We start from the raw sequence: 25,024 nt of genomic DNA on the forward strand, positions 1-25,024 counted from the left end.
GGCGGGATGAAGGAGGGCGTATGAAAAGGGCAGCCATAAGGATTATTGGAACACTAATATTAATTATGTCAGCACCGTCGCGACTCTATGCTGAGCCGCACAAAAGCGTGTTCGGCTTTGAGTTTGATTTACCGTCCGGTTGGCAGGTGTTGGCACCGTCGCCCAAAGGCGTATACAGCAACGAAACCCTGCAAACGCTGGGGTCGGTGAATATCTTCCGCACCAAGACATTCGGCAGTTTGCTCAAAAACGTCAAAGCAGGGACGGCCGAATTTTTGTTTCGTAAGAACGCCGCCGGGGATGGATTCCACAGCAATGTGTTGATTCAGTTAGTTCCGGTGGATACAAGCAAACCGCTTGCCTGTGATTCCATGCAACAAACACTTGAGAAAGCTTATAGTCGTAAACTGGTTCTAAAGGATTGTGGCAGCAAAAGTGTAGAAGGTATGAAGTATTTACAATACGCTTACGAGCGACCCGTGCAGGGAACCACTTTGATTCATCATGAATTGCCCATTGGTAATAACAGTAAACTTCTCATTTCCGGTTCCGGCGAAAGCAGTAACATAAAAGAACTGCGTCGTTTTCAGCCTAAGCTGGCTGCGATCGCTGCGGCTTATATCAACAGCATGCAGGACCTGGGTGAATCGGCCGAGCAAGCGTATCAATCCGGGGAGCATGGGCAGGCATTTCAGTCCTATGTACGTTTGGCTAAATTAGGGGATGCAGCCGCGGAATACAAAGTGGGGTTATTGTATGAACAGGGGCAGGGAGTCGGTCAGGATACACAAAAAGCCATCGACTATTTTCAAGCCGCGGCTGCCAGGAATTACGCCGCAGCTATTACCAAAGTTGCGGAGGCGTATTATCGTGGAACTGTATTAAAGAAAGATCGTGGTAAAGCAGTGCAGTTATACAAGCAAGCAGCGGAGCTGGGTGATGCTGCGGCACAAAACAGCTACGCTTCCTTACTGTATTTGGGCATTGATGTTCGGCGAGATCAAAAACAAGCCAAGGATTGGTTTGAAAAAGCCAGGCGTCAAGGGCACAAACAGGCGGAAAAAAATCTTATCTCAATCTACAAATCCGAGGCACGTTCCACCAGTTTGTCCGACTACGGGTCGGATAATACGCAAACCGATTGAAGCACGGCTCGCTGTAAGCGATGCTCACCCACTTTACGCGTGTTGGATTTACTTTGCACGGAATCTTGTTGCGATTCTTTGCGGATTGAAAAATTGCAGCGTGAAATAGTATGTTCAACCATCTTTATCGCACTGTCTTAAGTAAGTTCAAATACGCTTACGTATAAAATCCGGTTTTCATTTTTGTAAACATTGTCAGCTAAGTGACAATTAATTTTGAGGGTCCTGTTGTTTAATAGGGGCGTCGATAGGCAGTCGTTGTTAAGTGTTAATCAGAGTTTCCCTAGGTCTGTTAATCCTTTCTCAATCTGACTGTTGTGTGAAGCTCAGGGCCTTGCAAAAGCATAGCGTCAAAACAGGCTTACATTGCGAAGTAGAGTTGGAGTCGGTTTTTTCGACGTTTCTTAATCCACCGGTATCGAATGCTAAGTTTTACGTCGGCGCAGTTCCTGTGACCGAATGTCGGCTTGCAGGTTTCTTACTAACAGATAGATTTACATGGAGTAGAAGTAGATGAGTATACAAACAAGAAAAAAGCTAATCTTAGGTCTGGGAATGATCGCAGTGGCAGGCAGTGCAATGGCTCAGCCGGTAGCAGAGCCGAAAAACTATACCCTCAAGGGAGATTGCGCCTTCTTGCCCGCTGCCAGAGCCACCGAGTTTCACGGAAACCCCGTTGATGCCGATCTGCGTCTGGGGATGGCGGGTAACCAGTGGGTGGTGTTTGACAAAGTGATGCAGGCTTTTAATCTGTCCCGTGGAATCACTCCAGCCGGCGAACCGTCTCACCACGCCAACCCTTATTACACCCTGGCAGATTTACAGGCGGAAGCACGTTCTTACTACATCCAGTTGATTCCTCCGGGTCAAATTCGCAAACAAATTAAATCCGGATGTTTGGTTCTGGGTAATGACGATGACCGTAACTTTTTACCCGGCAGCATTCAAGTGGATTTTGATGTGTTCGCGTCAACCAATTATAACTTGATGCAGGATCTGGCTAAGTCCGGCTTTGTAACCGAAGCAGTTCCCTACATAAAGAACAAGTTAGACTTGATGGTGTTGAAGGGTAACCCTAAAAATATAGGTACCGATACTTATCCTGGTACGCCAAGTCCGGAGTTTGATAAGCAGTTTGATATTATTATGGACCTGCTCTCAGGTGACACCGTCACTTCCAACCTGGATCATATTAATGAGGGTATTCACAATGCTGCCAATAATTTCATGAAGGCGTCGCACGATTATGTACGCGCCAATGACAATGATGCGAATATCACCATGAGTTATACACTTGCCAATGGTGTTGCGGTGACTGAGACACACACGGCATCCCAGTGGATTCAACGTGCGTTGAGCGTGGTGGCTTTACCTTTGCCGGGTTCTCCGGGAGCTGCGCGGTTAATCACCCGGGATGCGGGGGAAAATCACGCTTCGCATAACCTGGCGGATCTGGGGTGTGTGTATGGGGACGGTCAGTATCAATTCTGTGAGTATGCTACGTTAAACAAACCCAACACCCATGAGTCCCGGGTGCATCATGTGGAAACGCCTAATGGCTTGCAGGGCATAAGCGGATTTGTACCAGTGGATGTGGGTTTCGTTTGGATTACTGAGCTGGCATATGTGCTGAATCAGTATGCAACGTCCACAGACGCACCGGTTCAGGGTATGGTGGGTGCTCAGGATATTTCCAATCTGGGAATTCCCAGCCCGGACGGTCTTGTCAACAAACCGGGTACTTATTCCCTGGCGGTGTTAGCCACGGCCAAAAATCCCACGCGTGCACAGCAGTTTATCGACTTTGTTCGATCTCCTGAAGGGCAGGCGGCTTATACCAATGGCGGTTTTCAAGGCCTAACTGATGCGGAGCTATCCAAAGGGAAATGCTATTCCTTGGATCGCAGTATTCCAGAGCCAACATTTAGCGAGTGGGACCGGGTGAATAACTCGTGTCAATAACGGCCAGAAGCCGGTAGTTGTTAATGGAAAGACCCACTTTTTGAAGTGGGTCTTTCTGAATAATTGGGGCTATAATTAGCCTATGACAGTTAAATTCGACGATATTATGGAAGCATTCGACTTCGTGGCCTATGGGGGAATGTACGAACACGAGGCTTATATTTGCCGCCAATCCGGAAAAGTGTATTGGAATTCCGAATTTGGTGACAATTTTGAAGAATTGCCTGATGATATTACCGACGATAGCAAATATGTTGGGATCCCTCACAAAACAGAGCTGGATCTAGGCAGTGAACTGGCGTTGAAATTTGTAGCTCAGTTCTGTCCCCAACACCTGGATCAGGTTGATAAAATATTTCACCGTAAAGGTGCCTACGCCAATTTCAAAGCCCTCATGGAGCTCGACGGTTTGATCGATCAATGGTACGAGTTTGAAAATCGTGCCAGCGAGGAAGCCCTGCGGGAGTGGTGCCGGGACAATGATATTGAGATCGAGGAAATGCCGGCCACGGCATAGACTTCTATAAGCTTACAGAGTTTCTTTCCCATCCGAAGTTGTTTCCGGTTTTCCTAAAATTGAATCCCGGTGCCGCCACAATACATATATTGGATAGGCCAGGGTCGCAATACAGGCGGTAACGGAAATTCCGAAACTAAGACTCCAAGGTACGCCGCTGTTAAATTCGGTTATGGGTTTGCTTTGGAGGATAAGCAATGTTGCCATTATTTGTATGGCCGGAATGGTCATATAGGTCAGCAGTCTGATTAGGGCTGAATAACCATTGTAGCGTCGCATAAAAACACTGACGGGGTAATATTGGAGCTCATCTTTATAAGTGTGTAGCAGGGGATTCTTGCTTATGGTGAGAATTTCATCGATGCGGTCAAACAAAGCATGAAAACTGAGCAGCAGCAATAAGGGAATAAAGGCGAGAATATCCCGTGGGTTAATACGTAACCCTAGCCATGGTAAGCGGGTTTTATCTTTTTGAATGCGGCTGGATTCCTGTTGTAATTTCTTCTGATGAATTTGTGCGGCCGTCCTTTCTGCTTCCAGCGACGCGATTTTCTTTTTTGTATTCTCAGCATGTTTGCGTTTGTTGCGACTCAAATCCTGTTTAGCCTTGTTGAACTTCGTTTCGTTAACTTCCATTTTTTTTATGGTGTCCTGGAGATTCATAAACAAGTCCAATCCGGGTTCTCCGTCGATTTTTAGGCGTTCCACCACTTTTTCGTGACTGCCGGAGTAATCCTTGAGATAAGACTCGTACTTTTGTTTCATTTTTTTGCGGGCAGGCAAATCGTTTGGCCACGTGTCCAGTTCCAGTTTGGCTGCATCATAGTCCAGTTTGATGCGGCGGTATTGGGTGGGAGATTGGAGCTTGCTGTCTGTTAAGCGTTCTATTTCAGTGGATAGCGCTTTGATGCGGTTGTCAAAGTGAGTCATTTTGGGTTGGAAATTTTGAATCAGAAGGGTGTCGCGAAACACCAACAATAGGATCAGTAAGGCGAAAACGCCAAGTAAGGTATTGATTAAATAAATTTTCCTGATCTGTATGAAAGTTTCTTTAAAGGCATCATACAGTACTTCCGCCCGGTCCACAGTTTTGCTCTCCAATGTTATTTTAGGGAACCTCAGGGCATTATCGGTTACAGCCGCGAATCATTAAGGTAGGTGATAGGCTAAAATACTAAATTGAGGCACAGTTCCTTCTATTTAATGGGTTATCCGGGGCTTTATTTTTTATCCCCGACGCTGTTATACTGCGCCCATGAATACATTCGCACAGATTATTAATCGTATTATGCATCGCCGCTCACTGAAGCTATGGGCGACCGCTAACCTGTGCGCTGTGAATTCGGGGGATGACTGCTAAGACGATACACTTCTCCGATTCATGAATTATAAAAGGCCGCAGGTTGAAAAATCTGCGGCCTTTTTGTTTGCGTCACCTTAAACATCACTTTCCTATTTAGCAAGGGAGCAAAACCATGAAAATGTTCAAAATCATTCTGAATCAATCTGCTGAGCTATCCATAACTTGTATTCATCGCCGTTTACACGAGTGGGGGCACGAACCCGGAGGGCGACATGATGGCTGACGCGTTTGGAATGGAACACTTGTATTTATCTCATACGGCTGTTATCGATTGGCAAAACACGGCTATTCGCACCCAGGCTCGTGCCTTGCGTGATCGCGATTCGGTAAACACCGCCAGGAATTGTTTTGAGTGGGTCCGGGATGAAATTGGGCACAGTATGGATCATCAGTATTCCCGAGTGACTTGGAGTGCGTCACAGGTAATAAGGGCAGGTCACGGTCTGTGTTATGCCAAAAGCCATTTATTGGCGGCCTTGTTACGTGCCAATGGCATAGCCGCCGGGTTCAGTTATCAACGCTTACGGGATGATGCAGGCTCTTTTTGTCTACACGGTTTCAATGGCCTGTATTTACCGGAGCTGGGTTGGTATCGCGTGGATGCCCGTGGTAACAAACCGGGTATCAATGCGGGGTTTGATCCGCCCGATGAAAAATTGGCATTCAGCAACGCGCAGACCGGTGAAATAGACTATGGCATGATTGTTCCGCAGCCGTGGCCCGGTGTAGTGCAGGCCTTGCAACAGGCGCGGGATTTAATGCAATTGTGGGCGAATCTACCGGCGGAAATCATTATGGGATAATCCGCTTGTACGCCATTAACTCCGGCCCTGAGAGGGGTCGGGGTCTAGTCTTCGATAAGTCCGGTCTTAAGGCCGTCGATGCTGGTTTGATTTTTTTCTTTCCAGTAGTCACGTATACCGGCTTCCCCTTTTTTTTCTGCCCATCGCTCCAAGGTGTCGCGCTCACCGGTGTAATCGTATCTGGGGACTGCATAGCCACAGGATGTTTGTACTGAGTCCACGTGAATAAGAATAATTTGTCGTGTGCCGGGTAGGAGGGTGAATAAATCAACGTAATCCTTCCACGTGGCATGGTGTGTGGGAATGCTTTCGCCGTGCCCGTAAAGTCTAAGGATCAACGGTTTTTCATCAAAACTGCAAAACATCACGGTAATGCGGCCGTTTTCCAGCAAGTGTGCCGCAGTTTCATTGCCGCTGCCGGTGACATCCAGGTAAGCTACTGTATTGTCGTCTATAATACGAAAGGAATCCATGCCTTTGGGGGACAGATTAATTCGGCCGCTCACTGGAGCCGTAGATGTAAAAAACATTTTTTGATTAGCAATAAAGTCCCTATGGATTCCATCCAGTTTATCCGAGAATTTGGCCATTTCTTATTACCTTGTTAATGGATCATTGTGATAACCTTAGCATGGATAGGGTAGAAAACCTATAACAGGCATGGCACTTTTTTACTAAGTCAGCCTTAGTCCAAGGCCAAATGTGACTTGGTTTATTGCGATCATGCATGGCTTGGCGTACCATTGGCAATGCTTCAAGCTAGGGCGAAACCTTCCAAAAAACTGGCGATGAGGAGGGCTGTTATGGACAATCCCGTATATCCGTTCTTATTCCGGCTTATACCTGCTTTTGCGATATTGTTGGCAGGTGCACTACTATCTGCATGTGCGCCACCGCAACAATCCATATTACCGGATAAATATAAACGAACCTCATTGGTCGATTCTTACAAGTCCTGCGTGGCTCACGGGACCAATATGCGTTACAACCCGCACACACCGGCAGACCATATTGTTCGAAAATCCATGGCTTCATGTCAGTTGTTTCGTAATCGCATGGTTAGTGATTATCCAACGCGCTGGCGTGAGAACTATGCAAAAAAAATAGATTCGGAATTATATCAGCGCGAACTTGCCTGGGTGCTTGAAACCCGCCGTAAAGAAAAACCATAGATTCTACGTATGGATAAGCCACTTTATCTGGCCATAGATCAAGGCGGTCACTCCAGCCGTGCTTTGGTGTTCGATTCTGAGGGGCAAGTAGTCGCGCAGGCGAAGTACAATGTAAAGGTCAGCACACCCCAGCCCGACTGGGCGGAACAAAATGCGGAGGAACTGGTGTGGTCCATCCAAAGTGTACTCCAGGAAATTTTTCGGCAACTGGGAACGGATGTGAGATTAATAGTGGCTGCCGGTCTGGCTACACAACGCTCCAATGTGGTGTGCTGGGATCGTCACAGCGGTGTGGCACTATCCAGCGCCATCAGTTGGCAAGATCGCCGTGCCCATGCGTGGCTAAGCGGATTTGCTGATAAAGCCCACGAAATACACGCCCGAACCGGGTTGCTGCTTACGGCACACTACGGTGCCAGCAAACTGCGTTGGTGTGAAGACCACATACCGGCAGTCACCCAAGCGCTTACAGAAGGCCGACTGGCTTGGGGGCCCATGGCCGCTTATCTGGTGTACCAAATTACTCTGGAGCAACGACATTTGGTGGACCCGGCCAACGCCAGCCGTACTTTATTGTGGAACTTGCAACAACAGGACTGGGATCCATATTTGCTGGAACTTTTTGGGGTGACGCGGGAACCCTTGCCATCTTGTGTGGCGACTTGTTTTCAATATGGAACAATACCATTAGGTGAGCACCGGGTTCCTTTGGTTTTAGTGACCGGTGACCAGTCCGCTGCACTTTATGCTTACGGAAAGGCGAGTCCGGACACTGCCTATATCAATATGGGCACCGGCGCGTTCTTACAAATTCCAACGGGGGATCAGGTTGTGTCTGTTCCCAGGTTGCTGTCCAGCATTGTCATACACGACGGAGTGCAAGCCGGCTATGTGTTGGAGTGTACGGTTAATGGTGCGGGTAGTGCTCTGACTCTGGTAGAGGATGAGTTGGGTATGAGCTATGAATTGGCCGAATCTCAGTTTGCCACCTGGTTGGATCAGGCGAATCATCCTCCTGTATTTCTTAATGGGGTTTCCGGCTTGGGCGCACCCTTTTGGATTCCCGATTTTAAGTCACGGTTTGCTGCGGTAGGGGATAAGGAAAATAAATGGGAGGATTGGGAGAAAATTGTTGCCGTGGCTGAGAGTATTATTTTTTTGTTGAAAGTGAATTTGGACACGATCGCTACGGCCATTGAAACGCCGCTGCAGAAAATACTACTCACCGGAGGCTTGGCTTTAAGCGATGGCTTGTGCCAGCGTCTGGCGGATTTGAGTCGCCTGCCCGTGGAGCGGCCTGAAGAGTGTGAAGCCACAGCCAGAGGAACAGCTTTTTTGGTGGCCGGTGCTCCGGCACACTGGAGCGGGCATCACTCCCATTGGTTCTATCCCTGCGATAATCCATCGCTGCAAAACCGATTTCAACACTGGTTGATTCTAATGGAAGAGGAGCTTAAGGCCTATCAGTCGGTGCTGTAAACCACATGGTTCACTATTGCAAATTTTTCCATCTTATAATATATAGTGGTGCCGGAACTTTGTCGTATCGCCAAAGCATTCTGACGCGGTCCACGCTAGCGTGGCTTTTTCTCTGACGAAGATTTTGTATGGCCGGATCGGCGGGGCTTTATTCCAGATTTTCTGTGCTGCATTTGGCGCCAATTTTCTTTATTTTCTCATTGCATCCGGGTGCGTTCTTGTCCGAGAGGTTTCGATGAATCAAAACGCGACAACGTCTGCGCCCTATATTCGTATTTTACACGTGGATGTCATGCGAGGTTGGGCTGTCCTGGGTATTTACCTGGTCAATATTTTCATTTTCGCTTTACCCTACAACGAGGTAGGGTTAGGGGACGATCTGAATGATAACAGTCCCCTTAACCTGCTGGTTCGTATGCTCACAGAAGACTTTGTCGAAGGCAGTATGCGCTCCATGTTTTCCATTCTCTTTGGTGCCAGTGCGTTGATTTTTTTGGACGAAGCTCGTCTTGCCGTGGCTGGATTGCAGTTGGTTGATTACTATTACCGACGCACTTTGTTGTTGGTCTTGTTTGGCTTAATACATGCCTATTGGCTGTTGTGGCCCTATGATGTGTTGTATGCCTATGGTTTGTTTGGTTTGTTTTTATTTCCCTTGAGAGTTTTATCTGCACGTACCCTGGCGATTATTGGTATTTGTCTATTAGTCTTTGGCGGTTACGATTTCAACCAAATACAAACAAAAACCGGCTCAGGAACTGTGGCGAATGTGGATGTCTTGGATTCCGATGATTTTAGCGGACTAAGTCAAGAGCCAGATCAACCCGGACGACGTGAGTCTACATTAAGTGAACCTAAACCAAGCGAAACACCAAACCAGTTTCGAGCCTTAGCGACCCGGTTGGTACCCCCGGGTACGGATCAGGACGGGCACTTGGAGGACATTTCCACCGAGGACATTTCCGCCGATGAATTGATACAGGAACCCAATCCGGACAAGCAAGCGGATATAAATGCCTTGGAAGTCAATACCTATTTATCAGGTTATTCGGATATTTATCACTATCAGTTGGAGCAAGTGGAACAGCAACAGTCCAGCTATGTGTACAAATATTACATTTTTGATATCGGCGGGATGATGCTTTTGGGAATGGCGTTATTTAAGTTGGGAGTATTGTCCGGTAAATTGACCCGCCGGATGTATTGGATGATTGCTGTGGCCGGTTTGTTGCTTGGAATTGCAAGCCGCGGAGCATTGGCCTATGCCGATGGCAATATGAGTTATTCCCTGTTTGAGCCTATAGCAACACACTTGGGCACCAGTTACAATTTGTCGCGCCTCTTTATGGTGTTGGGCTATATCGGTTTGTTGGGACTGCTCTGTTCTTTCAACTGGCTGAGTTTCATCGCCCGGATTTTGGCCGCCGTAGGGCGCATGGCGCTCACCAGCTATATAATGCAAACTGTTATATCTCTGTTCCTATTTTACGGTTTCGGACTGGGTTTGTTTTTTCAATTGGAGCGATACCAACTTGTGCTGGTTTGTGTCGGGGTTTGGATCTTTCAAATTCTGTTTAGTATTTTGTGGCTGATCTGGTTTCGACAGGGGCCTTTGGAGTGGTTGTGGCGTTCCTTGATATACGGCAGTCGGCAACCGCTGTTAAAAGCTAAAGGCGTTGACTCAGCCCACTGAGAGCACTAACACTCGGTAAGACTGACCGCCAGGCCTCCCAGCGAGGTTTCTTTATATTTTTGCGACATTTCCAAGCCTGTTTGCTTCATGGCAGCAATACAATTGTCCAAAGGCATAAAATGATCTCCGCTGCCGCGCAGTGCCAACGATGCGGCAGTGTAAGCCTTGATGGCACCAAAGCCATTACGTTCTATACACGGAACTTGCACCAAGCCTTTAACCGGATCACAGGTCATACCCAGGTGGTGTTCCAAGGCAATCTCGGCAGCATTTTCCACTTGAGGCGGATTGCCGCCCTTGGCGGCACACAGACCGGCAGCGGCCATGGCGGCTGCAGAACCCACTTCACCCTGGCAACCCACTTCGGCTCCGGATATGGAACTGCGATGTTTGATGATACCGCCTATGGCCGCGGCGGTGAGTAAAAATTCCTGTACCTGTTCGGGAGTGCCTCGTTCATGCCGGACGAAATAGTACAGTACTGCGGGAATGACTCCGGCGGCACCATTGGTGGGAGCAGTCACCACCATATGTCCCGCGGCGTTTTCCTCATTCACTGCCATGGCATAGGCGCAGAGCCAGTCGTTCATGCTGGGATTGGGTTCCGCTTGCAATTGCCGGAACAAGTCTTTGGCCCGACGCGGCAGATTCAAGCCACCTGGTAAAATACCGTCTGCTTGCAGGCCTTTATTGAGACATTGCTGCATCGCCTCCCAAATCGCCAGCAGACCCTGATTCAGTGAGTTCTCGTCACGGTGGGCCAGTTCATTTTGGCGTTTCATTTGCGCAATGGAAAGGTGATGTTGCTGCGCCATTTGTAACATGGTGGCGGCGGAATCGAACGGGTAGGGGCAGCTATGCGGCGATGGTAGTTTTAGCGGAGCGGTCAGTTGGTGGATTTGTTCCTGGGTACTGATAAATCCACCACCTATGGAAAAATAGGTATGTTGTATCAGACTGTTTTCGCTACGGTCCAAAAGTTGGAAAATCATACCATTGGGGTGTTCCGGCAGTGGGGCGCCCTTATCAAAAACAATATCTGCGTTTGGGTCAAAGCCGATGGGACCGGTATTGGGGGGCGTGATTTCTTGCTTGCAGCGTAAATCCGCGATTAGTGTGTCCACATCCATTTCGGCCAACATTAATGGGGTGTAACCGTGTAAGCCCATAATAAGTGCCCGATCGGTAGCATGACCTAAACCGGTGTAAGCCAAAGAGCCTTTTAAGGTACAGCGTAATCGGGCATGATTGAGGTTGATTGTGGTGGCGTGCAGGCTTATCGTTTTCAAGAATTGCTGTGCAGCGACCATGGGACCCAGCGTATGCGAGCTGGAAGGCCCGATCCCGACTTTAAACAGTTCCAATGTACTGATAAACATATGCCCTGGTTTTGGTTGCCAATATTCAATTTAAGTGTAAGTCGTAATTATGCAATTAAAAACCCGTTATTTTTAGAGTCTATATTAATCTCAATTGTTTTGCAGTGGACTTTATTTGTGCGCCAGTTCACAACCTTTTTGCGAATTCATTTGTGATTTCATCCGAAACCATAGTTTATAAGTTTGTCTGTGGGTGAGTCGGTTAACTTTATGGTCAGGTTAGCCTCTTTAGGCCAATCGTGTCGGGCTTCTGCTTTACGCGATTCTTGTGCATTCTGGCTCATCGTCCAAGGCAAGTCTTGTTGAGCCGGGTGCGTCAGCGTAGTTGTCGTGCATCCCAAATGTGATAGGAACCGATCTGGAGTCGTTTCCTGGGTTCCCTAAACTTGGAGATCAAGTAATGCGAAAATACCATAAGAGCGTTTTATTCATGCTGTTACTGTTGCCTGTCTTGGCGATGGCGGCTCCGATCAAGGATGGCTCACTGAATGAACTGTTGAAGGCTTCCGGTCTGAGTGAGCAAGTGGATCAATTACCGGGAGCGGTTAAAGCCGGGTTGGACCAGGCACAACAACAGGGCTCTCCCATTCCTGCCGCTGAATATGAGGCTTTGTCCAAGGCGATGGTTGCCGCTTTTGCACCCAAACAGGTGAACCTGGCGATTAAAGCTCAGTTGAAAAAGAAACTGAGTCAAGCCGACGCCAAACAATTAATGGCTTGGTACAAATCCAAATTGGGTAAAAAAATCACCAAAGCTGAGGAAAAAGCCTCAACACCTCAGGCCATGCAAGCCATGATGGCGCAGGCTCAGTCTCTGGTGTCCGATCAGGCCCGCTTGGACTTGGCGATAAAAATTGTCAATCTGGTGAAGGCTGTGGATATGGGAGTGGATTTACAAATGCACACCAGCAAGTCCATTGTCGCTGCCATGAGTCAGGCGGCAAATCCCGGTGCACCGGTGGATATGCAAGCCATAGAAACCCAACTGGCCGCAGGTGAAGTTCAAATGCGCGATGCCATGCAACAATTCATGGTGTTGTCCATGCTGTACAGTTACAAGGAGCTGAGTGTTGCGGAGATCAAAAAATATGTCGCCTTTCTGGAAAAACCCGTTACTCAAAAGTTCAATAATACGGTGATCCAGGCAATGAGCGTTGCCTTGGCGAGTGCGGTGGACAATATGGCCAAATCAATGGCATCCATTTTCAAAAAGCACAATAAATCTTAAAATCTACTTTAAACACGGCGCTCCATCGCGCCGTGTTTGTTAGTTTGTTCATTTTTAACCAAACGGAACTTGCGCAGGACAATAGGCGATCGTCTATTATTTGCAGTATGAGGAAGCAAAATGTCTGAATTGCTGGCACACCGGGGATTTAGCCGGAAATACCCGGAAAATACCTTGTTGGCGGTAAAGTCCGCGTTGGAACTGGGCGCCTGCAATATTGAAGTGGATGTGCATTTGTCCAAGGATCAGGTGCCTGTCGTTATTCATGATGCACGGTTACAACGCACCTGTGCCGTCGAAGGCGAGGTGCACGCGCTGCCGTATGAGCAGTTGGCGCAGATATCCGCCCATTACCCACAAAAATTTGGCGATAACTTTTTACCTGAACCTATACCCTCTCTGTCCCAACTGGTGGAGCTGATACAGCTTTGGCCACAGAGTACTGTGTTTGTGGAAATCAAACGGGCCTGTATCAATCATTTCGGTATCGATGTGGTATTGCAACGGGTTTTACCTGAAATCGAACCCATATTGTCGCGCTGTGTGCTCATATCGTTTGATCCACAGGTGCCGCGTTTGGCGCGTCACTTCGGTGCCAATCGAGTCGGGTGGGTTTTCGAGGGCTGGTCCCAAGAAGCCAAGCAAACCGCGGCCCAGTTACAAGTCGATTTCTTACTGACCGATTACACCATGGTGCCCCACGGAGAGATCCTGTGGCCTGGCCCCTGGCAGTGGGTGTTGTACGCAGTGGATGAGACGGATGTGGCCGTGCATTGGTTGGAACAGGGTGCACATATCATCGAAACCAATGACATTGAGCTGCTATTGGCTTGCAAACCCCTGGGTCGATCCGCTTGCAATGAATGACTAAGTTATACGACATGGTGGTCATTGGCGCCGGTATACACGGGGCAGGTATCGCTCAAGCGGCGGCTGCGTGTGGGTTCAGTGTCTTGGTATTGGAAAAATCTCAGGTCGCGGCCGGCACCTCCAGTCGGTCCAGTAAACTGATACACGGTGGTTTACGATATTTGGAATCCGGCCAAATCTCTCTGGTGCGCGAGTGTCTCCGGGAACGTGCCATTTTATGCCAAATTGCTCCGGATTTGGTTCAGCTCAGTTCGTTTTTTATTCCGGTATATAAAACAACACGGCGTCACCGCTGGCAGTTGCACGCAGGCTTGGGGTTGTATTCCTTATTGGCCGGTTTGGGCCCTGACAGCCGTTATCGCACCTTACCGCGCTGCCAATGGCAACATTTGGATGGCTTGCAAACCCACGATCTATTGGCCGTGTTTGAATACAAAGACGGCCAAACCGACGATCGTCTGTTAACCCGGGCGGTGATGCAATCGGCCCAGGAATTGGGGGTAGAGTTATGCCTGCCCGCCCGCTTTCAGGGGGCCGTGACAGCATCGGAATACAGTGACATCAGTTATGAGGTGGCAGGGCAGGAGCGATATTGTCGGGCGCGGGTTCTGGTGAATGCGGCGGGTCCCTGGGTTAATCAGGTGTTGCAACAGGTCCAACCTGCAATGTCACCTTTTGCGGTGGATTTGGTGCAAGGATGTCATATTATCGTACCCGAATCACTGCAACGGGGCGTGTATTACATGGAAGCACCACGCGATATGCGCGCCGTTTTCGCCATTCCCTGGAAACAACAGACATTAGTAGGGACAACAGAAACCCCCTTCTCAGCAGATACCGATACGGTACACACCTTGCCTGAGGAAGTGACATATTTGCAGGAAACTTTACTCCATTATTTCCCTGATGCGGATACCTCGGTGTTGGAAAGCTTTGCCGGGTTAAGGGTATTACCAAGTGGTGACGGGACGGCATTTCACAAGCCTCGAGAAACGGTATTGTATCTGGATAACCCCCATAGTCCCCGCGTAGTTCATGTAATTGGTGGTAAGTTAACCGCCTATCGGGCTACATCTCAGAAGGTGTTGCATAAGTTGTTACCCAGTCTGCCAACGGCCCGGTGTGTAGCTGATACTCGGGAACTCAAATTACGGGTTTGAATGGATGCTAGTGTTTATAAGTTGTGTTGACAACCACCGGGTCGTTTTCCTCGATGGATATGCTCACTTGGTGTCCGCTGTTTTTTCCAATATAGGGTGTGGCTGCGTGGGCAAGATAGGGGATGATTTTTCGTAAATCAGTGTCAGTTACCCGGCTTTGGGCTTGTATATGCCACAATATTTTGGATTTGCCTGTGTCCTTGGTAATGCTTCTAGCTTCCAGAGATGCGTGAGCCACAAAATAGGTGTAGGCGTGGGACTCTAAGCCTGTTCCGATTCGTTCGTAGCGCGCAGGCACGTAAATGGTTGTCACTTTGGATTCTACTGCGGGATCACTGCTTTTTTCAGTAATTGTAATGGTTTCTCCGCCAACGAAATCATAAATGGGCGTGATATCGGTGTAGGTTCCGCTGTGCCTGTCGGACAATCCAAAGCTGAATACAATTTCAAAGTTTGCCTGCTCTTTTATCCGGGTCCGGTTAAAACCGCTTTTTGCCAAGGCACGCTCAAAGTAGCTGCTGAATTCTTTGAAATACAAATCGTTGGATTTGTTGTCGTTGTCAGGGCTCAACAGATATTTTTTCGCCGTAGCATCCGGTTGATGGTCGGGGTCGACAATGGCGCTTACGTCTACCACAACCATACGGGCACAACCCAGTAGTATTATGCTTCCCAGTAAAGTGACAAGCATACGATATCCGCCAATCTTGGACATCCTCATTCACCTCTCTTTAAATAATAGTCTTTTAAAGACTGACTTGGGTTCAAAAAAGCGAATTCTCGTGGTTTTAGTCAGGGTGTTGCCTGTTGTCTCGCCGGTCACAGCGTTTGTCGGAAATAGCGATTGGGTGTCTTGCAAAATGACGGTTTTGGGGGTAGTTTGGGCGTTAATTGGGCAGTAATAGCTTTGCTATTTGTTGTTCCTTAGTACGGATCCGAGCCTGACTCTTAGGCTTCTTGGTTTTTGTATCCAGTTGAATTAACGGAGTTTTTGATGTCGTCATACGAAAAAGAACAATATAGTGCCAACTCTGATGGCCTTTTGTTCCTTTGTTTGGTTGTGGGGCTGTTTTTTGCCATTGTAGGTTTGATCGTGTTGACATTCGTTTTTGGCGATGCACCACAGGAAATCTGGTTATGGTTGTTGTGTGGCGGGGTAGTGGGTGGCTTGGCGCTTGGGGCGGTGTTTTATTTTCTGTTTAACAATCTGTATCTGAAAAAACTCCATGACATCACCGCCGTGTTAAAAGCGGTGTCTCAATCCGATTTATCGCAACGGTGTGACGTGCAACAGGCCGGTCCTCTTGGCGGTTTGGCGGCAGCTGTCAACAATATGGTAAGTAATCTCAATGCGAATATATTGCACATCGCCAACGCCGCGGTAAAAGTATCGGAGCTTAGCCGGGGGGCCGGTTCTTTTCGAGAACCGCAACCGTGGGAACGACGCTCCCACCGTGCCGGTAAATTTGATTTTAAACCCGACTTAAGTCGACGCGAAGGATCTTATAGCCGGGATCCTGCCGCTAATAGAGAGCTTTTGCCCGCCGGCAAGGAAACGGCATCTGGACTGGGTCGCTCCGATTTATCCTTATCCGACAACGATTTGGAAAAAACCGAGGAGTTTGCCGGTAACATGGCTAAAGCCGGCTCCGTTATCGAGAAATTGGAGCAGGAGAGTCAGAACATCGGGGTGGTACTGGAAGTTATTCAGGGTATTGCCGAACAGACCAATTTATTGGCACTCAATGCTCAGGTAGAGGCTGCCAAGTCCGGTGAACAGGGCCGTGGATTTGCAGTAGTGGCCAATGAAGTACGCACGCTGGCCACAAAGACCGAAAAATCGACCAAAGAAATCAAAAGCATGGTGGATCAGTTACAAAGCGGTGCTTCCAGTGCCGTCAAAGCTATGACTTCCGCACAAAAGAAAACCCGCGGTATGGTTAAACACGCGGAACAATCCGTTAAAGAAGCCAGTGATGCGGTTAGCACCATTAATGAAATTAATGCGCAAATTGTTCAATCTGTGAAGGATAAAACACTGGACTCCACAAGGGTTCGTCCCATGGCTGAAAAGAGTAAACGGCCTATGGAGAATTTTCTCAATGAGCTTCTGGGTGCTATCCAGCGATTTAAGCTGAGAGATAATCACTAAGACAAGCAGTCGCTTAGAGTCTAAACTGGAAGGGAGCTTTGCAGCTCCCTTTTTTGTTGTTTCCCAAAAGTGTCATTTATGTAAAATTGGTATATTAGTATTTACTAATAAACATTTGCTTGCTATCCTTATAATTGATTTTTATGACTTAGTAACGCCAAAGGATCTCTATGACATTGAAAACGCTGGTTATTGTTGTTGTTTTGGGTATGTTTCAGGGGGCATGGGCAGAATTGCCATTTGCTACCCTCTCCGTGGATTACCGGACCGTTGCTCAAAAAAGTCAGGTAGACGCTGTGGTCGAAGCAGTGAAACGCTCAACGGTTTCCGCGCAAACCAGTGGCCGAATTATCGAAGTGAACTTTGATATCGGGGATTTCGTCAAAGCCAATTCCATTCTGGTCCGTATCAGCCGTACCGAACAACAGCCACAACTGGCCGCGGCGGATGCGCTGCAGCAAGAGGCATTGGTTCGTCTCAATGAAGCAGAGATCGAGCAAAAACGAGTCCAAGAAGTGTTTGATCGTAAATTGGTGGCTAAGTCCGCCATGGACAAAGCCAACGCGGATGTCAATGCTGCTCAGAAACGCTACGAAGCAGCCAAAGCCAAAGCGCGTCAGGCCCGTGCCAAACTCACTTATACCACGGTCAAGGCTCCGTATTCCGGTTATGTGGTAAAACGCTTTGTTGATATTGGGGAAACCGTTGGGCCGGGCAAACCCATTATGAGCGGTCTGTCGCTGGAACAACTGCGAGCCTCAGCTTACATTCCCCAATCTTTAGTGTCGCAAGTGAGAACGCTGAAAAGTGCAGAGGTGTTAGTGGGAGAACGCGTGCTTCAGTCCAGTGAGATTCAAGTGTCACCGCAAGCTGAGCCGGACAGTCATGCTTATTTATTGCGAGTTTATCTGCCGGAACGGACCCGGGACTTGTTACCCGGTATGTTTGTGAAACTGGTATTGAATACAGGCGAGCGAAAAGTGCTGCTGGTGCCGCAAACGGCTGTGGTGCGACGCAGTGAGTTAACTGCATTGTACGTGGTCAATGGGCAACAGGTGAGTTTGCGTCAAGTACGTGTAGGGCGTACGCATGGAGATTCTGTGGAAGTGTTGGCGGGCTTACAAGCAGGAGAAAACATTGCTCTGGATCCCATAGCCGCAGGAATTCAATTAAAGGAAGCGACTGGGCCAAAAGCTCAGGAGGGCAAGCATGAATAAGCCCCTGGGTGTATCGGGGGCAATTGCCGGAAAATTTTTACAGTCCGAAATTACCCCCTTACTGGCGTTGGTGGGATTCCTGCTGGGCGTGTTTGCGGTTTTGATCACCCCCAGAGAAGAGGAACCACAAATAAATGTTACTTTTGCCAATGTTTTTATTGCTTTTCCCGGTGCGTCCAGCACGGAGGTGGAGCAACTGGTGAGTACCCCGGCGGAGCAAATCTTGTCGGAAATCGATGGTATTAAGCATGTGTATTCGGTTTCCCAACCGGGGCAATCGGTGCTGACAGTGCAGTTTGAAGTGGGTGAGGACCGAACCCAGGCGATTGTGCGTTTGTACAATGCAATATATTCCAATCAAGATTGGTTGCCGCCGGGCTTGGGAGTGGCGCAGCCGGTAATTAAACCCATGGGCATAGACGATGTACCTATCGTCACTTTAACCCTGTGGAGTGAGGCTTCGAGCAAGGGCGGTTACGATCTGCAGCAAGTCGCCCATGCTATCGAAGCGGAACTCAAGCGGGTACCTGGCACAAGAGATATTTATACCATCGGTGGCGTTGAACGGGTGGTACATGTGCAACCGGACATCAGTCGCCTGGCGGCATACGGTGTCACCTTTCAGGACTTAAAAACCGCGTTACAGTTGAGTAACCAGTCTCAAAGTGCCGGTGATCTGGTATCCGATAACCGAACCATTGAAGTGCGGGCCGGTCAGTTTCTTTCGACAGTGGATGAAGTGGCGTCATTGGTGATTGCGGTGCATAAAGACGCCCCTGTTTATTTACGCGATGTGGCACAAATCACCTTGGGCCCGGATCAACCGGAACAATATGTCTGGTTTGGCACCGGACCGGCGGCAGCCGATAAATCCATTCAGGCCCGTGGTGAGTTTCCCGCCGTTACGATTGCGGTGGCGAAGAAGCAAGGGACTAATGCGGTGGGTATTGCCAATCAGATTATTGAACGCTTCGAACAGTTAAAAGGAGTGTTCGTTCCAGCTGATGTGAATGTTACAGTGACTCGTAACTATGGAGCGACGGCCGATGAGAAGGCCCGAAAGCTTATCGGCAAACTGGTGTTTGCCACCGCATTTGTAGTGTTGCTGGTGTTTTTTACCCTGGGGTGGAAAGAGGCGTTTATCGTCGGTGTGGCAGTGATTATCACCTTGGCCATTACGCTGTTTGCCTCCTGGGCTTGGGGGTTTACTATAAACCGCGTTTCCCTGTTCGCCTTGATTTTTTCTATCGGAATATTGGTCGATGACGCCATCGTGGTGGTAGAGAACATTCACCGGCATTTGCAGGATGGGGATAAGTCCTTAGTGCAAGCCATTCCATTGGCCGTCGATGAGGTGGGTGGGCCTACCATACTGGCCACATTTGCCGTCATTGCTGCCTTGCTTCCCATGGCTTTTGTCACCGGATTGATGGGACCGTATATGAGCCCCATTCCCATAAACGCCAGTTTGGGCATGCTCATTTCACTGGCCGTGGCTTTTATTGTGACGCCGTGGATGGCGCGCCTGGTGTTGGCAGGTAAGGCGCATGCGGCTTCTCATGGCGACGCTGATGATCGTTTGTATACTTTGTTCAACCGCCATATGGGGCCGTTTTTAAACGGTGCGGCCGGTGCTTCCAAGCGTTGGATGATGTTTGGCGTGGTAATGTTTCTGATTTTGATATCGGTATTGTTGCCGGTTTTTAAATTGGTTGTATTAAAGATGCTGCCTTTTGATAACAAGTCGGAGTTTCAAATTGTTCTGGATTTGCCCAATGGTTCCAGCGTAGAGCAGACGGCGGCCGTATTACGGGAAATGGCCGCTTATGTGGCGACGGTTGAGGAAGTGAGTGACTACCAGGTTTACGCCGGTGCCGCTTCTCCCATTAATTTTAACGGTCTGGTGCGTCAATACTATTTGCGTCGGGGTACCCATGTGGGGGATATCCAGGTGAATTTGCAGGATAAATCACGGCGCGACCGCAGTAGTCACGAAGTAGCCATGACCATGCGCCCGGCCATTGTTGCTATCGCCAAGCGCCACAATGCTGACGTTAAGGTGGTTGAAGTGCCACCGGGGCCTCCGGTGATGGCGCCTATTGTTGCGGAGATATACGGACTGGACTACGAGCAGCAAAGACATCTGGCAAAACAACTGCGCGCCACATTTGAATCCACCAAGGATATTTCCGATGTGGACGACAGCGTAGAGTCGCCCGCAGCCAAGTTGCTGCTGCATGTAGACCGTAGCAAAGCGGCGGCTATGGGCGTGAGCCAAGCAGCTGTGGTACAGGAAATCTCCATGGCATTGGGCGGGGCGGACGTGAGTTACTTACATGGCGATCATGTAAAGTTTCCCACCCCGATTCGTCTGGAAGCCGGCGTTGGCGACAAGGCATACCTGGAAAGTTTGACCAGTCTGAAAGTTCGAAACAATCGCGGTCAACTGGTTGCTGTTAGTGACGTGGTCAGTGTTTCGCGAAGTGACCGTGAAAAGGCTATTTATCACAAGGATCTATTGCCGGTAGTCTTTGTTACCGGTGATTTGGCCGGAGGTTTGGATAGCCCCTTATATGGCATGTTTGATATTGTCAGTCAGTTGGATTTGGAGCAATATTTTATTAACACGCCCGATAATCCTTACCGTTTCAGTATCAAATGGGACGGTGAATGGCAGGTAACCTACGAAACTTTTCGAGACATGGGTATTGCCTATGCGGTGGGAATTATCCTTATCTACTTGCTCGTGGTGGCGCAGTTTCGTTCTTATTTCATTCCCTTGATTATCATGGCGCCCATACCGTTGACTGTGATCGGCGTCATGCCGGGGCACGCCCTGTTAGGTTCTCAGTTTACGGCCACGTCCATGATCGGTATGATCGCCCTGGCCGGTATCATTGTGCGCAATTCCATTTTGCTGGTGGACTTTATTCGGGAACAACACCAGCAGGGTATGAGTTTTGATGAGGCGGTGATTCGATCCGGGGCTGTACGTGCCAAACCCATTATCCTTACCGGCTTGGCTGCGATGTTGGGTGCCTTGTTTATACTCGACGATCCCATATTTAACGGCCTGGCTATTTCTCTGATCTTTGGGGTATTCGTATCTACCTTGTTGACGCTTATTGTCATCCCCGTCATGTTTTATGCGTTTTATTACCGCAGGGGTTTGGATTAAGTTTATGCCCGAATTTCAATGAGAAAATAGTCATTAGTCATTTCTATTATTGTGATTAATTGCTATTATAATTTAATTCTCTCATATACGAATAAGGCAGGTTAAAACATGGCAGACCGACGGCTTCACGTATTTTTCACGGTTGCCCGCCTGTTAAGTTTTACCAAGGCGGCTGAGACCTTACATATGACACAGCCGGCTGTGACTTTTCAGGTCAGGCAGTTGGAAGAGTATTTCAATACCCGCTTGTTTGACCGAACCCATAATCGTATCAGCTTGACTGAAGCGGGGCAGCGGGTATACGAATATGCCGAGCGCATATTCCAACTTTACAACGAGTTGGAAAACTCGGTTCGTGAACTCACCGGCGATATTAGCGGCGTGCTCATACTTGGAGCCAGTACCACCATTGCTGAGTATATGTTACCCGCCTTGTTGGGTGATTTTAAAGCAAAATACCCGGATGTTAATTTACGCCTGAAAGTGTCCAATACCGATGGTATTGTTTCCATGGTTGAACATAATGTGATCGATTTGGGTGTGGTGGAAGCTCCCGTAGCCAACAAAAACCTCGCCGTGGACATTTGCCGCACCGATCGTTTGGTTGCTATCGTGCCTCCCAAGCATCCTTTGGCCAGCCAGGACACCATTAAGCTTACCAGTATTGTGGATTACCCCTATATTTGTCGTGAAGAGGGCTCCGGTACCCGAGAGGTCATCCTGGATTATTTAAAAGAGGCGGGTGTGGATCCGGGACAACTCAATATCATAATGGAGTTGGGCAGTTTGGAAGCTTTAAAAGGCGCTGTTGAATCCGGCATCGGTATTAGCATTGTTTCGCGGGCAACTTTGACTAAGGAAATTAAATTGGGGACTCTCAAAGTTCTGAACTTGGATCCGCCTTTGGAACGGCCATTCTCTTTCGTGCACCAAAAGCATAAATTTCGCCAAAGAGCTATGGAAGAATTGTTGGAGTTTGCTCAAAATTATTGTGAAACCCATCAGGGGCCCGAATAGGATTCGTACCCACCCGTTTTTAATCAAAACGTTCTCACTACATAGCATCCTCCGCGATGCAAATCCGGTCTATAATGCCAATATATCGTTGAATCCTAAGCTGCATTAGTGCATGAAACCTATAGAAAAAAAACTGCTTAAACTGTTTAACCGCCTGGCCGGGCCGGAACGGGATATGTTGCTTGGTTTTGCCGAGTATTTAGTGACCCGGGGTGGCGCGTCATCAGAAAAGGTGGTCGAGCAGCCCAATCTTATTCCTCGACCGGAGCAGGAGTCGGTGGTGGCCGCGCTGAAGCGATTGACGGCCAGTTACCCCATGTTGGATGATCCCGGATTGCTCAATGAAGGTTCGGCTCTAATGTCTCAACATGTGATGCAAGGTAGAGATGCGGTGGAAGTGATTGATGAGCTGGAAGCGATGTTCCGGCGTCACTATGAAACGTATTTGGCGCAAATGAGTGGTGTTATGCAACATGGTTCCGAGGAGGGGGCATGCTGAATGTAATAAAAAACTGGTATGAGCGGAATTTTTCCGATCCACAAGCCGGTATTTTGTTATTGCTGTTACTCGGCGGCTTTTTGGTGGTCATCTACTTTGGGCAAATGTTGGCTCCTATACTGACCAGTATTGTTATTGCCTATATGCTGGAAGCTTTGGTGGGGATGCTGGCAAAGCGCAAACTCAAACGCCTGGCCGCAGTGCTGGTCGTCTATGTTGCCTTCCTGTTACTGACCTTGTTTTTGATTCTGTGGATGGTGCCCTTACTGTCTTCTCAGGTGACCCAGTTAGTGCAGGAGTTGCCGGCACAGATTGATTTGGGGCGACAGGCTTTGCTGCAATTGCCGGAGTTGTATCCGGAAATGGTTAGTGAAGCTCAAGTGAATGAAATCATGTCGGCCATTAGTGGTCAGATTAAAGACATGGGGCACGGGGTCCTGTCATTTTCTTTGGCTTCTATTCCTGTGCTGTTTGCTTTGGTGATTTATTTGATTTTGGTTCCCTTACTGGTCTTTTTCTTTCTTAAAGACAAAGGGGTCATTTTGTCTTGGTTGAAACGCTATTTGCCCAAACAGCGAGGTTTGGCTTCCAAAGTCTGGGTGGAAATGGATCAGCAAATCGGTAACTATGTCCGCGGCAAAATCACCGAAATTTTTATTGTAGGCGGCGTGTCTTATATCGTGTTTGTTATCATGGGGCTGAACTATGCCGCTTTGTTGGCCGTGGCAGTGGGGCTATCCGTCATCATCCCCTATATTGGAGCAGCCGCGGTAACTATTCCTGTCGCCATGATTGCTTATTTTCAATGGGGTTGGAGTGCTGATTTTGCCTACCTGATGTTAGCTTATGGGATTATTCAGGCCTTGGATGGTAATGTGTTGGTACCATTATTGTTTTCCGAGGCGGTTAATTTGCACCCGGTGGCTATAATTATGGCCGTTCTGGTATTTGGCGGACTCTGGGGTTTATGGGGTGTGTTTTTTGCCATTCCCCTGGCTACTCTGGTAAAGGCAGTGTTGAACGCTTGGCCTCAGTCCATACTGGAGCCGGAGGGAACCGAGGTCACTTAAGGTGCTCAGTTGGCCGTAAAATCCGGTTTTAAATTTCTTTGACTGCCGCGAGCACGGCCTCTACATGCCCGTCCACTTTCACCTTGCGCCATTCTTGGCGCAATATCCCTTGTGCATCGATGAGAAAAGTGCTGCGCTCGATGCCTAAAACTTTTTTGCCATACATGTTTTTTTCTTTGATGACATCAAACAGTTGGCACAGGATTTCGTCTTCATCGGACAGTAAGTCAAAATTAAATTTTTGTTTTTCTTTAAATTTTTCGTGAGAACTCAATTTATCCCGAGAGACGCCCAGAATGACAGCGCCGGCCCGGGTGAATTTGGTTTTGTGGTCACGAAAATCCTGTCCTTCCCGGGTGCAGCCGGGGGTGCTGTCCTTGGGGTAAAAGTACAATACCACTTTTTGTCCCTTCAGTTTGGACAGTTCGATGGTTTGGTTTCCGGTAGCGGCGATTTTAAAGTTTTTTACTTTTTTTCCAACGGTGACCATGTCGTTCCATTCCTTTAGCTTTTCATCGGTTCAATCACTGCATCCATGTTCAAATCGTCACAAAAGTCCAGAAAGTCCTCCCGTAAACTGGCAATCCGTATATCGGCTGGGATATCCACAGTCATATGAATGGAGAACATAGGCGTGCCCGTGTGCGCGGCGGCATAGCGGTTGGTGTTCAGCTCACGTATGTTGATGTTACGAGTGGAAAAAAATCCGGCAATTTGATGTACGATCCCCGGGTGATCGAGGGTAATCACCTCTATCGTATAGGTGATTTGGCCTTTGTTTCCGGGTTCGGTTTCTGTACGGCGACAGTTGAGATTGAGATGCAAGCGCTCTTCCAGTGTAGGTAGCTGGTCTTCCAGCTTGGCCAGCTGATTCCACTTGCCGGACACCAGCATGATGATAGCAAATTCACCCCCCAGTACAGTCATACGGCTGTCAAAAACACTGCAACCGGCATCCAGTATGGCCAGAGAAAGTTGGTCCACAATACCGGGTCGATCTTTACCTAAAGCTGACATGACGAGAAAATTGTCCATAGCGAACGGTTCCTCCCCCCTGTTATTTTTATTTCCCGACGTTAAATCGGTTGGATTCCTTAGCGGTTTCCGGTTGACTCATTAA

The 25,024-nt window shown here is 48.5% G+C and carries 22 protein-coding genes; 16 read left to right on the plus strand and 6 right to left on the minus strand.

Annotation, left to right across the window (positions count from 1 at the left end):
* Window positions 1–65: 65 nt before the first annotated feature.
* The 3 genes from OEY58_15100 to OEY58_15110 all read left to right on the plus strand — a co-directional run bounded on the left by OEY58_15100 (window position 66) and on the right by OEY58_15110 (window position 3,624).
* On the plus strand, window positions 66–1,145 hold the full coding sequence (locus OEY58_15100; protein ID MDH5326783.1) for a sel1 repeat family protein: 1,080 nt from the start codon (window positions 66–68) through the stop codon (window positions 1,143–1,145).
* A 513-nt stretch (window positions 1,146–1,658) separates the two neighbouring features.
* Window positions 1,659–3,107 (plus strand): substrate-binding domain-containing protein, encoded by a 1,449-nt coding sequence (locus OEY58_15105; GenBank protein MDH5326784.1) that lies wholly within the window; start codon window positions 1,659–1,661, stop codon window positions 3,105–3,107.
* An 82-nt stretch (window positions 3,108–3,189) separates the two neighbouring features.
* Complete coding sequence (locus OEY58_15110) at window positions 3,190–3,624, plus strand: UPF0158 family protein (GenBank protein ID MDH5326785.1); 435 nt, start codon at window positions 3,190–3,192, stop codon at window positions 3,622–3,624.
* Between the two features lie 12 nt (window positions 3,625–3,636).
* Here the strand turns inward: OEY58_15110 and OEY58_15115 are convergent, their stop codons facing one another.
* Window positions 3,637–4,710 carry a hypothetical protein gene (locus OEY58_15115; protein MDH5326786.1) on the minus strand — a complete coding sequence of 358 codons (1,074 nt, stop codon included), beginning with the start codon at window positions 4,708–4,710 and terminating at the stop codon, window positions 3,637–3,639.
* A 489-nt stretch (window positions 4,711–5,199) separates the two neighbouring features.
* On the opposite strand from OEY58_15115, the gene OEY58_15120 reads away from it, so the two are divergent.
* A complete protein-coding gene (locus OEY58_15120) occupies window positions 5,200–5,790 on the plus strand; it encodes a transglutaminase family protein (GenBank protein MDH5326787.1) in 591 nt (196 codons plus the stop codon).
* 44 nt (window positions 5,791–5,834) lie between these two features.
* Here the strand turns inward: OEY58_15120 and OEY58_15125 are convergent, their stop codons facing one another.
* Complete coding sequence (locus OEY58_15125) at window positions 5,835–6,380, minus strand: pyridoxamine 5'-phosphate oxidase family protein (GenBank protein ID MDH5326788.1); 546 nt, start codon at window positions 6,378–6,380, stop codon at window positions 5,835–5,837.
* Between the two features lie 213 nt (window positions 6,381–6,593).
* On the opposite strand from OEY58_15125, the gene OEY58_15130 reads away from it, so the two are divergent.
* The 3 genes from OEY58_15130 (at window position 6,594) to OEY58_15140 (ending at window position 10,134) form a co-directional block, all read left to right on the plus strand.
* The gene (locus OEY58_15130) at window positions 6,594–6,962 is read left to right on the plus strand and encodes a hypothetical protein (protein MDH5326789.1); all 369 of its coding nucleotides are present in this window, start codon (window positions 6,594–6,596) and stop codon (window positions 6,960–6,962) included.
* 9 nt (window positions 6,963–6,971) lie between these two features.
* On the plus strand, window positions 6,972–8,441 hold the full coding sequence (locus OEY58_15135; GenBank protein ID MDH5326790.1) for an FGGY family carbohydrate kinase: 1,470 nt from the start codon (window positions 6,972–6,974) through the stop codon (window positions 8,439–8,441).
* Window positions 8,442–8,676: 235 nt separating this feature from the next.
* A complete protein-coding gene (locus OEY58_15140; protein MDH5326791.1) occupies window positions 8,677–10,134 on the plus strand; it encodes a DUF418 domain-containing protein in 1,458 nt (485 codons plus the stop codon).
* 5 nt (window positions 10,135–10,139) lie between these two features.
* On the opposite strand, the gene OEY58_15145 is transcribed toward OEY58_15140, so the two are convergent.
* On the minus strand, window positions 10,140–11,513 hold the full coding sequence (locus OEY58_15145; GenBank protein MDH5326792.1) for an L-serine ammonia-lyase: 1,374 nt from the start codon (window positions 11,511–11,513) through the stop codon (window positions 10,140–10,142).
* Window positions 11,514–11,913: 400 nt separating this feature from the next.
* Here OEY58_15145 and OEY58_15150 point away from each other — a divergent pair, with 400 nt between their 5' ends.
* From OEY58_15150 to OEY58_15160, 3 genes are all read left to right on the plus strand, one after another.
* Window positions 11,914–12,741, plus strand: coding sequence for a DUF2059 domain-containing protein (locus OEY58_15150; GenBank protein MDH5326793.1), 828 nt, complete (start codon window positions 11,914–11,916; stop codon window positions 12,739–12,741).
* A 120-nt stretch (window positions 12,742–12,861) separates the two neighbouring features.
* Window positions 12,862–13,608, plus strand: coding sequence for a glycerophosphodiester phosphodiesterase family protein (locus OEY58_15155; GenBank protein MDH5326794.1), 747 nt, complete (start codon window positions 12,862–12,864; stop codon window positions 13,606–13,608).
* The gene (locus OEY58_15160; GenBank protein MDH5326795.1) at window positions 13,605–14,771 is read left to right on the plus strand and encodes an FAD-dependent oxidoreductase; all 1,167 of its coding nucleotides are present in this window, start codon (window positions 13,605–13,607) and stop codon (window positions 14,769–14,771) included. Before OEY58_15155 ends, OEY58_15160 begins: the two co-directional genes overlap by 4 nt.
* A gap of 7 nt (window positions 14,772–14,778) precedes the next feature.
* Here OEY58_15160 and OEY58_15165 read toward each other — a convergent pair whose 3' ends face one another.
* Window positions 14,779–15,486 carry a hypothetical protein gene (locus OEY58_15165; protein ID MDH5326796.1) on the minus strand — a complete coding sequence of 236 codons (708 nt, stop codon included), beginning with the start codon at window positions 15,484–15,486 and terminating at the stop codon, window positions 14,779–14,781.
* Window positions 15,487–15,765: 279 nt separating this feature from the next.
* Between OEY58_15165 and OEY58_15170 the strand changes: the two genes are divergently transcribed.
* From OEY58_15170 to OEY58_15195, 6 genes are all read left to right on the plus strand, one after another.
* Window positions 15,766–16,923 carry a methyl-accepting chemotaxis protein gene (locus OEY58_15170; protein MDH5326797.1) on the plus strand — a complete coding sequence of 386 codons (1,158 nt, stop codon included), beginning with the start codon at window positions 15,766–15,768 and terminating at the stop codon, window positions 16,921–16,923.
* A 170-nt stretch (window positions 16,924–17,093) separates the two neighbouring features.
* Complete coding sequence (locus tag OEY58_15175) at window positions 17,094–18,140, plus strand: efflux RND transporter periplasmic adaptor subunit (GenBank protein MDH5326798.1); 1,047 nt, start codon at window positions 17,094–17,096, stop codon at window positions 18,138–18,140.
* Window positions 18,133–21,318 (plus strand): efflux RND transporter permease subunit, encoded by a 3,186-nt coding sequence (locus OEY58_15180; protein ID MDH5326799.1) that lies wholly within the window; start codon window positions 18,133–18,135, stop codon window positions 21,316–21,318. The genes OEY58_15175 and OEY58_15180 overlap by 8 nt, the downstream gene beginning before the upstream one ends.
* A gap of 108 nt (window positions 21,319–21,426) precedes the next feature.
* Window positions 21,427–22,335, plus strand: a complete 909-nt coding sequence (locus OEY58_15185; GenBank protein ID MDH5326800.1) for a selenium metabolism-associated LysR family transcriptional regulator — start codon at window positions 21,427–21,429, stop codon at window positions 22,333–22,335.
* Between the two features lie 112 nt (window positions 22,336–22,447).
* Window positions 22,448–22,834 (plus strand): Crp/Fnr family transcriptional regulator, encoded by a 387-nt coding sequence (locus tag OEY58_15190; protein MDH5326801.1) that lies wholly within the window; start codon window positions 22,448–22,450, stop codon window positions 22,832–22,834.
* Entirely contained in the window at window positions 22,828–23,904 is a 1,077-nt protein-coding gene (locus tag OEY58_15195) for an AI-2E family transporter (GenBank protein MDH5326802.1), read from the plus strand. Before OEY58_15190 ends, OEY58_15195 begins: the two co-directional genes overlap by 7 nt.
* Window positions 23,905–23,932: 28 nt before the next feature.
* Here the strand turns inward: OEY58_15195 and OEY58_15200 are convergent, their stop codons facing one another.
* Window positions 23,933–24,394: a peroxiredoxin gene (locus OEY58_15200; protein ID MDH5326803.1), complete on the minus strand. Its 462-nt coding sequence runs from the start codon at window positions 24,392–24,394 to the stop codon at window positions 23,933–23,935.
* 14 nt (window positions 24,395–24,408) lie between these two features.
* Window positions 24,409–24,939: a glycine cleavage system protein R gene (locus tag OEY58_15205; GenBank protein ID MDH5326804.1), complete on the minus strand. Its 531-nt coding sequence runs from the start codon at window positions 24,937–24,939 to the stop codon at window positions 24,409–24,411.
* Window positions 24,940–25,024: the final 85 nt, after the last annotated feature.

This window comes from Gammaproteobacteria bacterium, assembly GCA_029882975.1.
In the GTDB taxonomy this organism is placed as follows: Bacteria; Pseudomonadota; Gammaproteobacteria; order SZUA-152; family SZUA-152; genus JAJDNG01.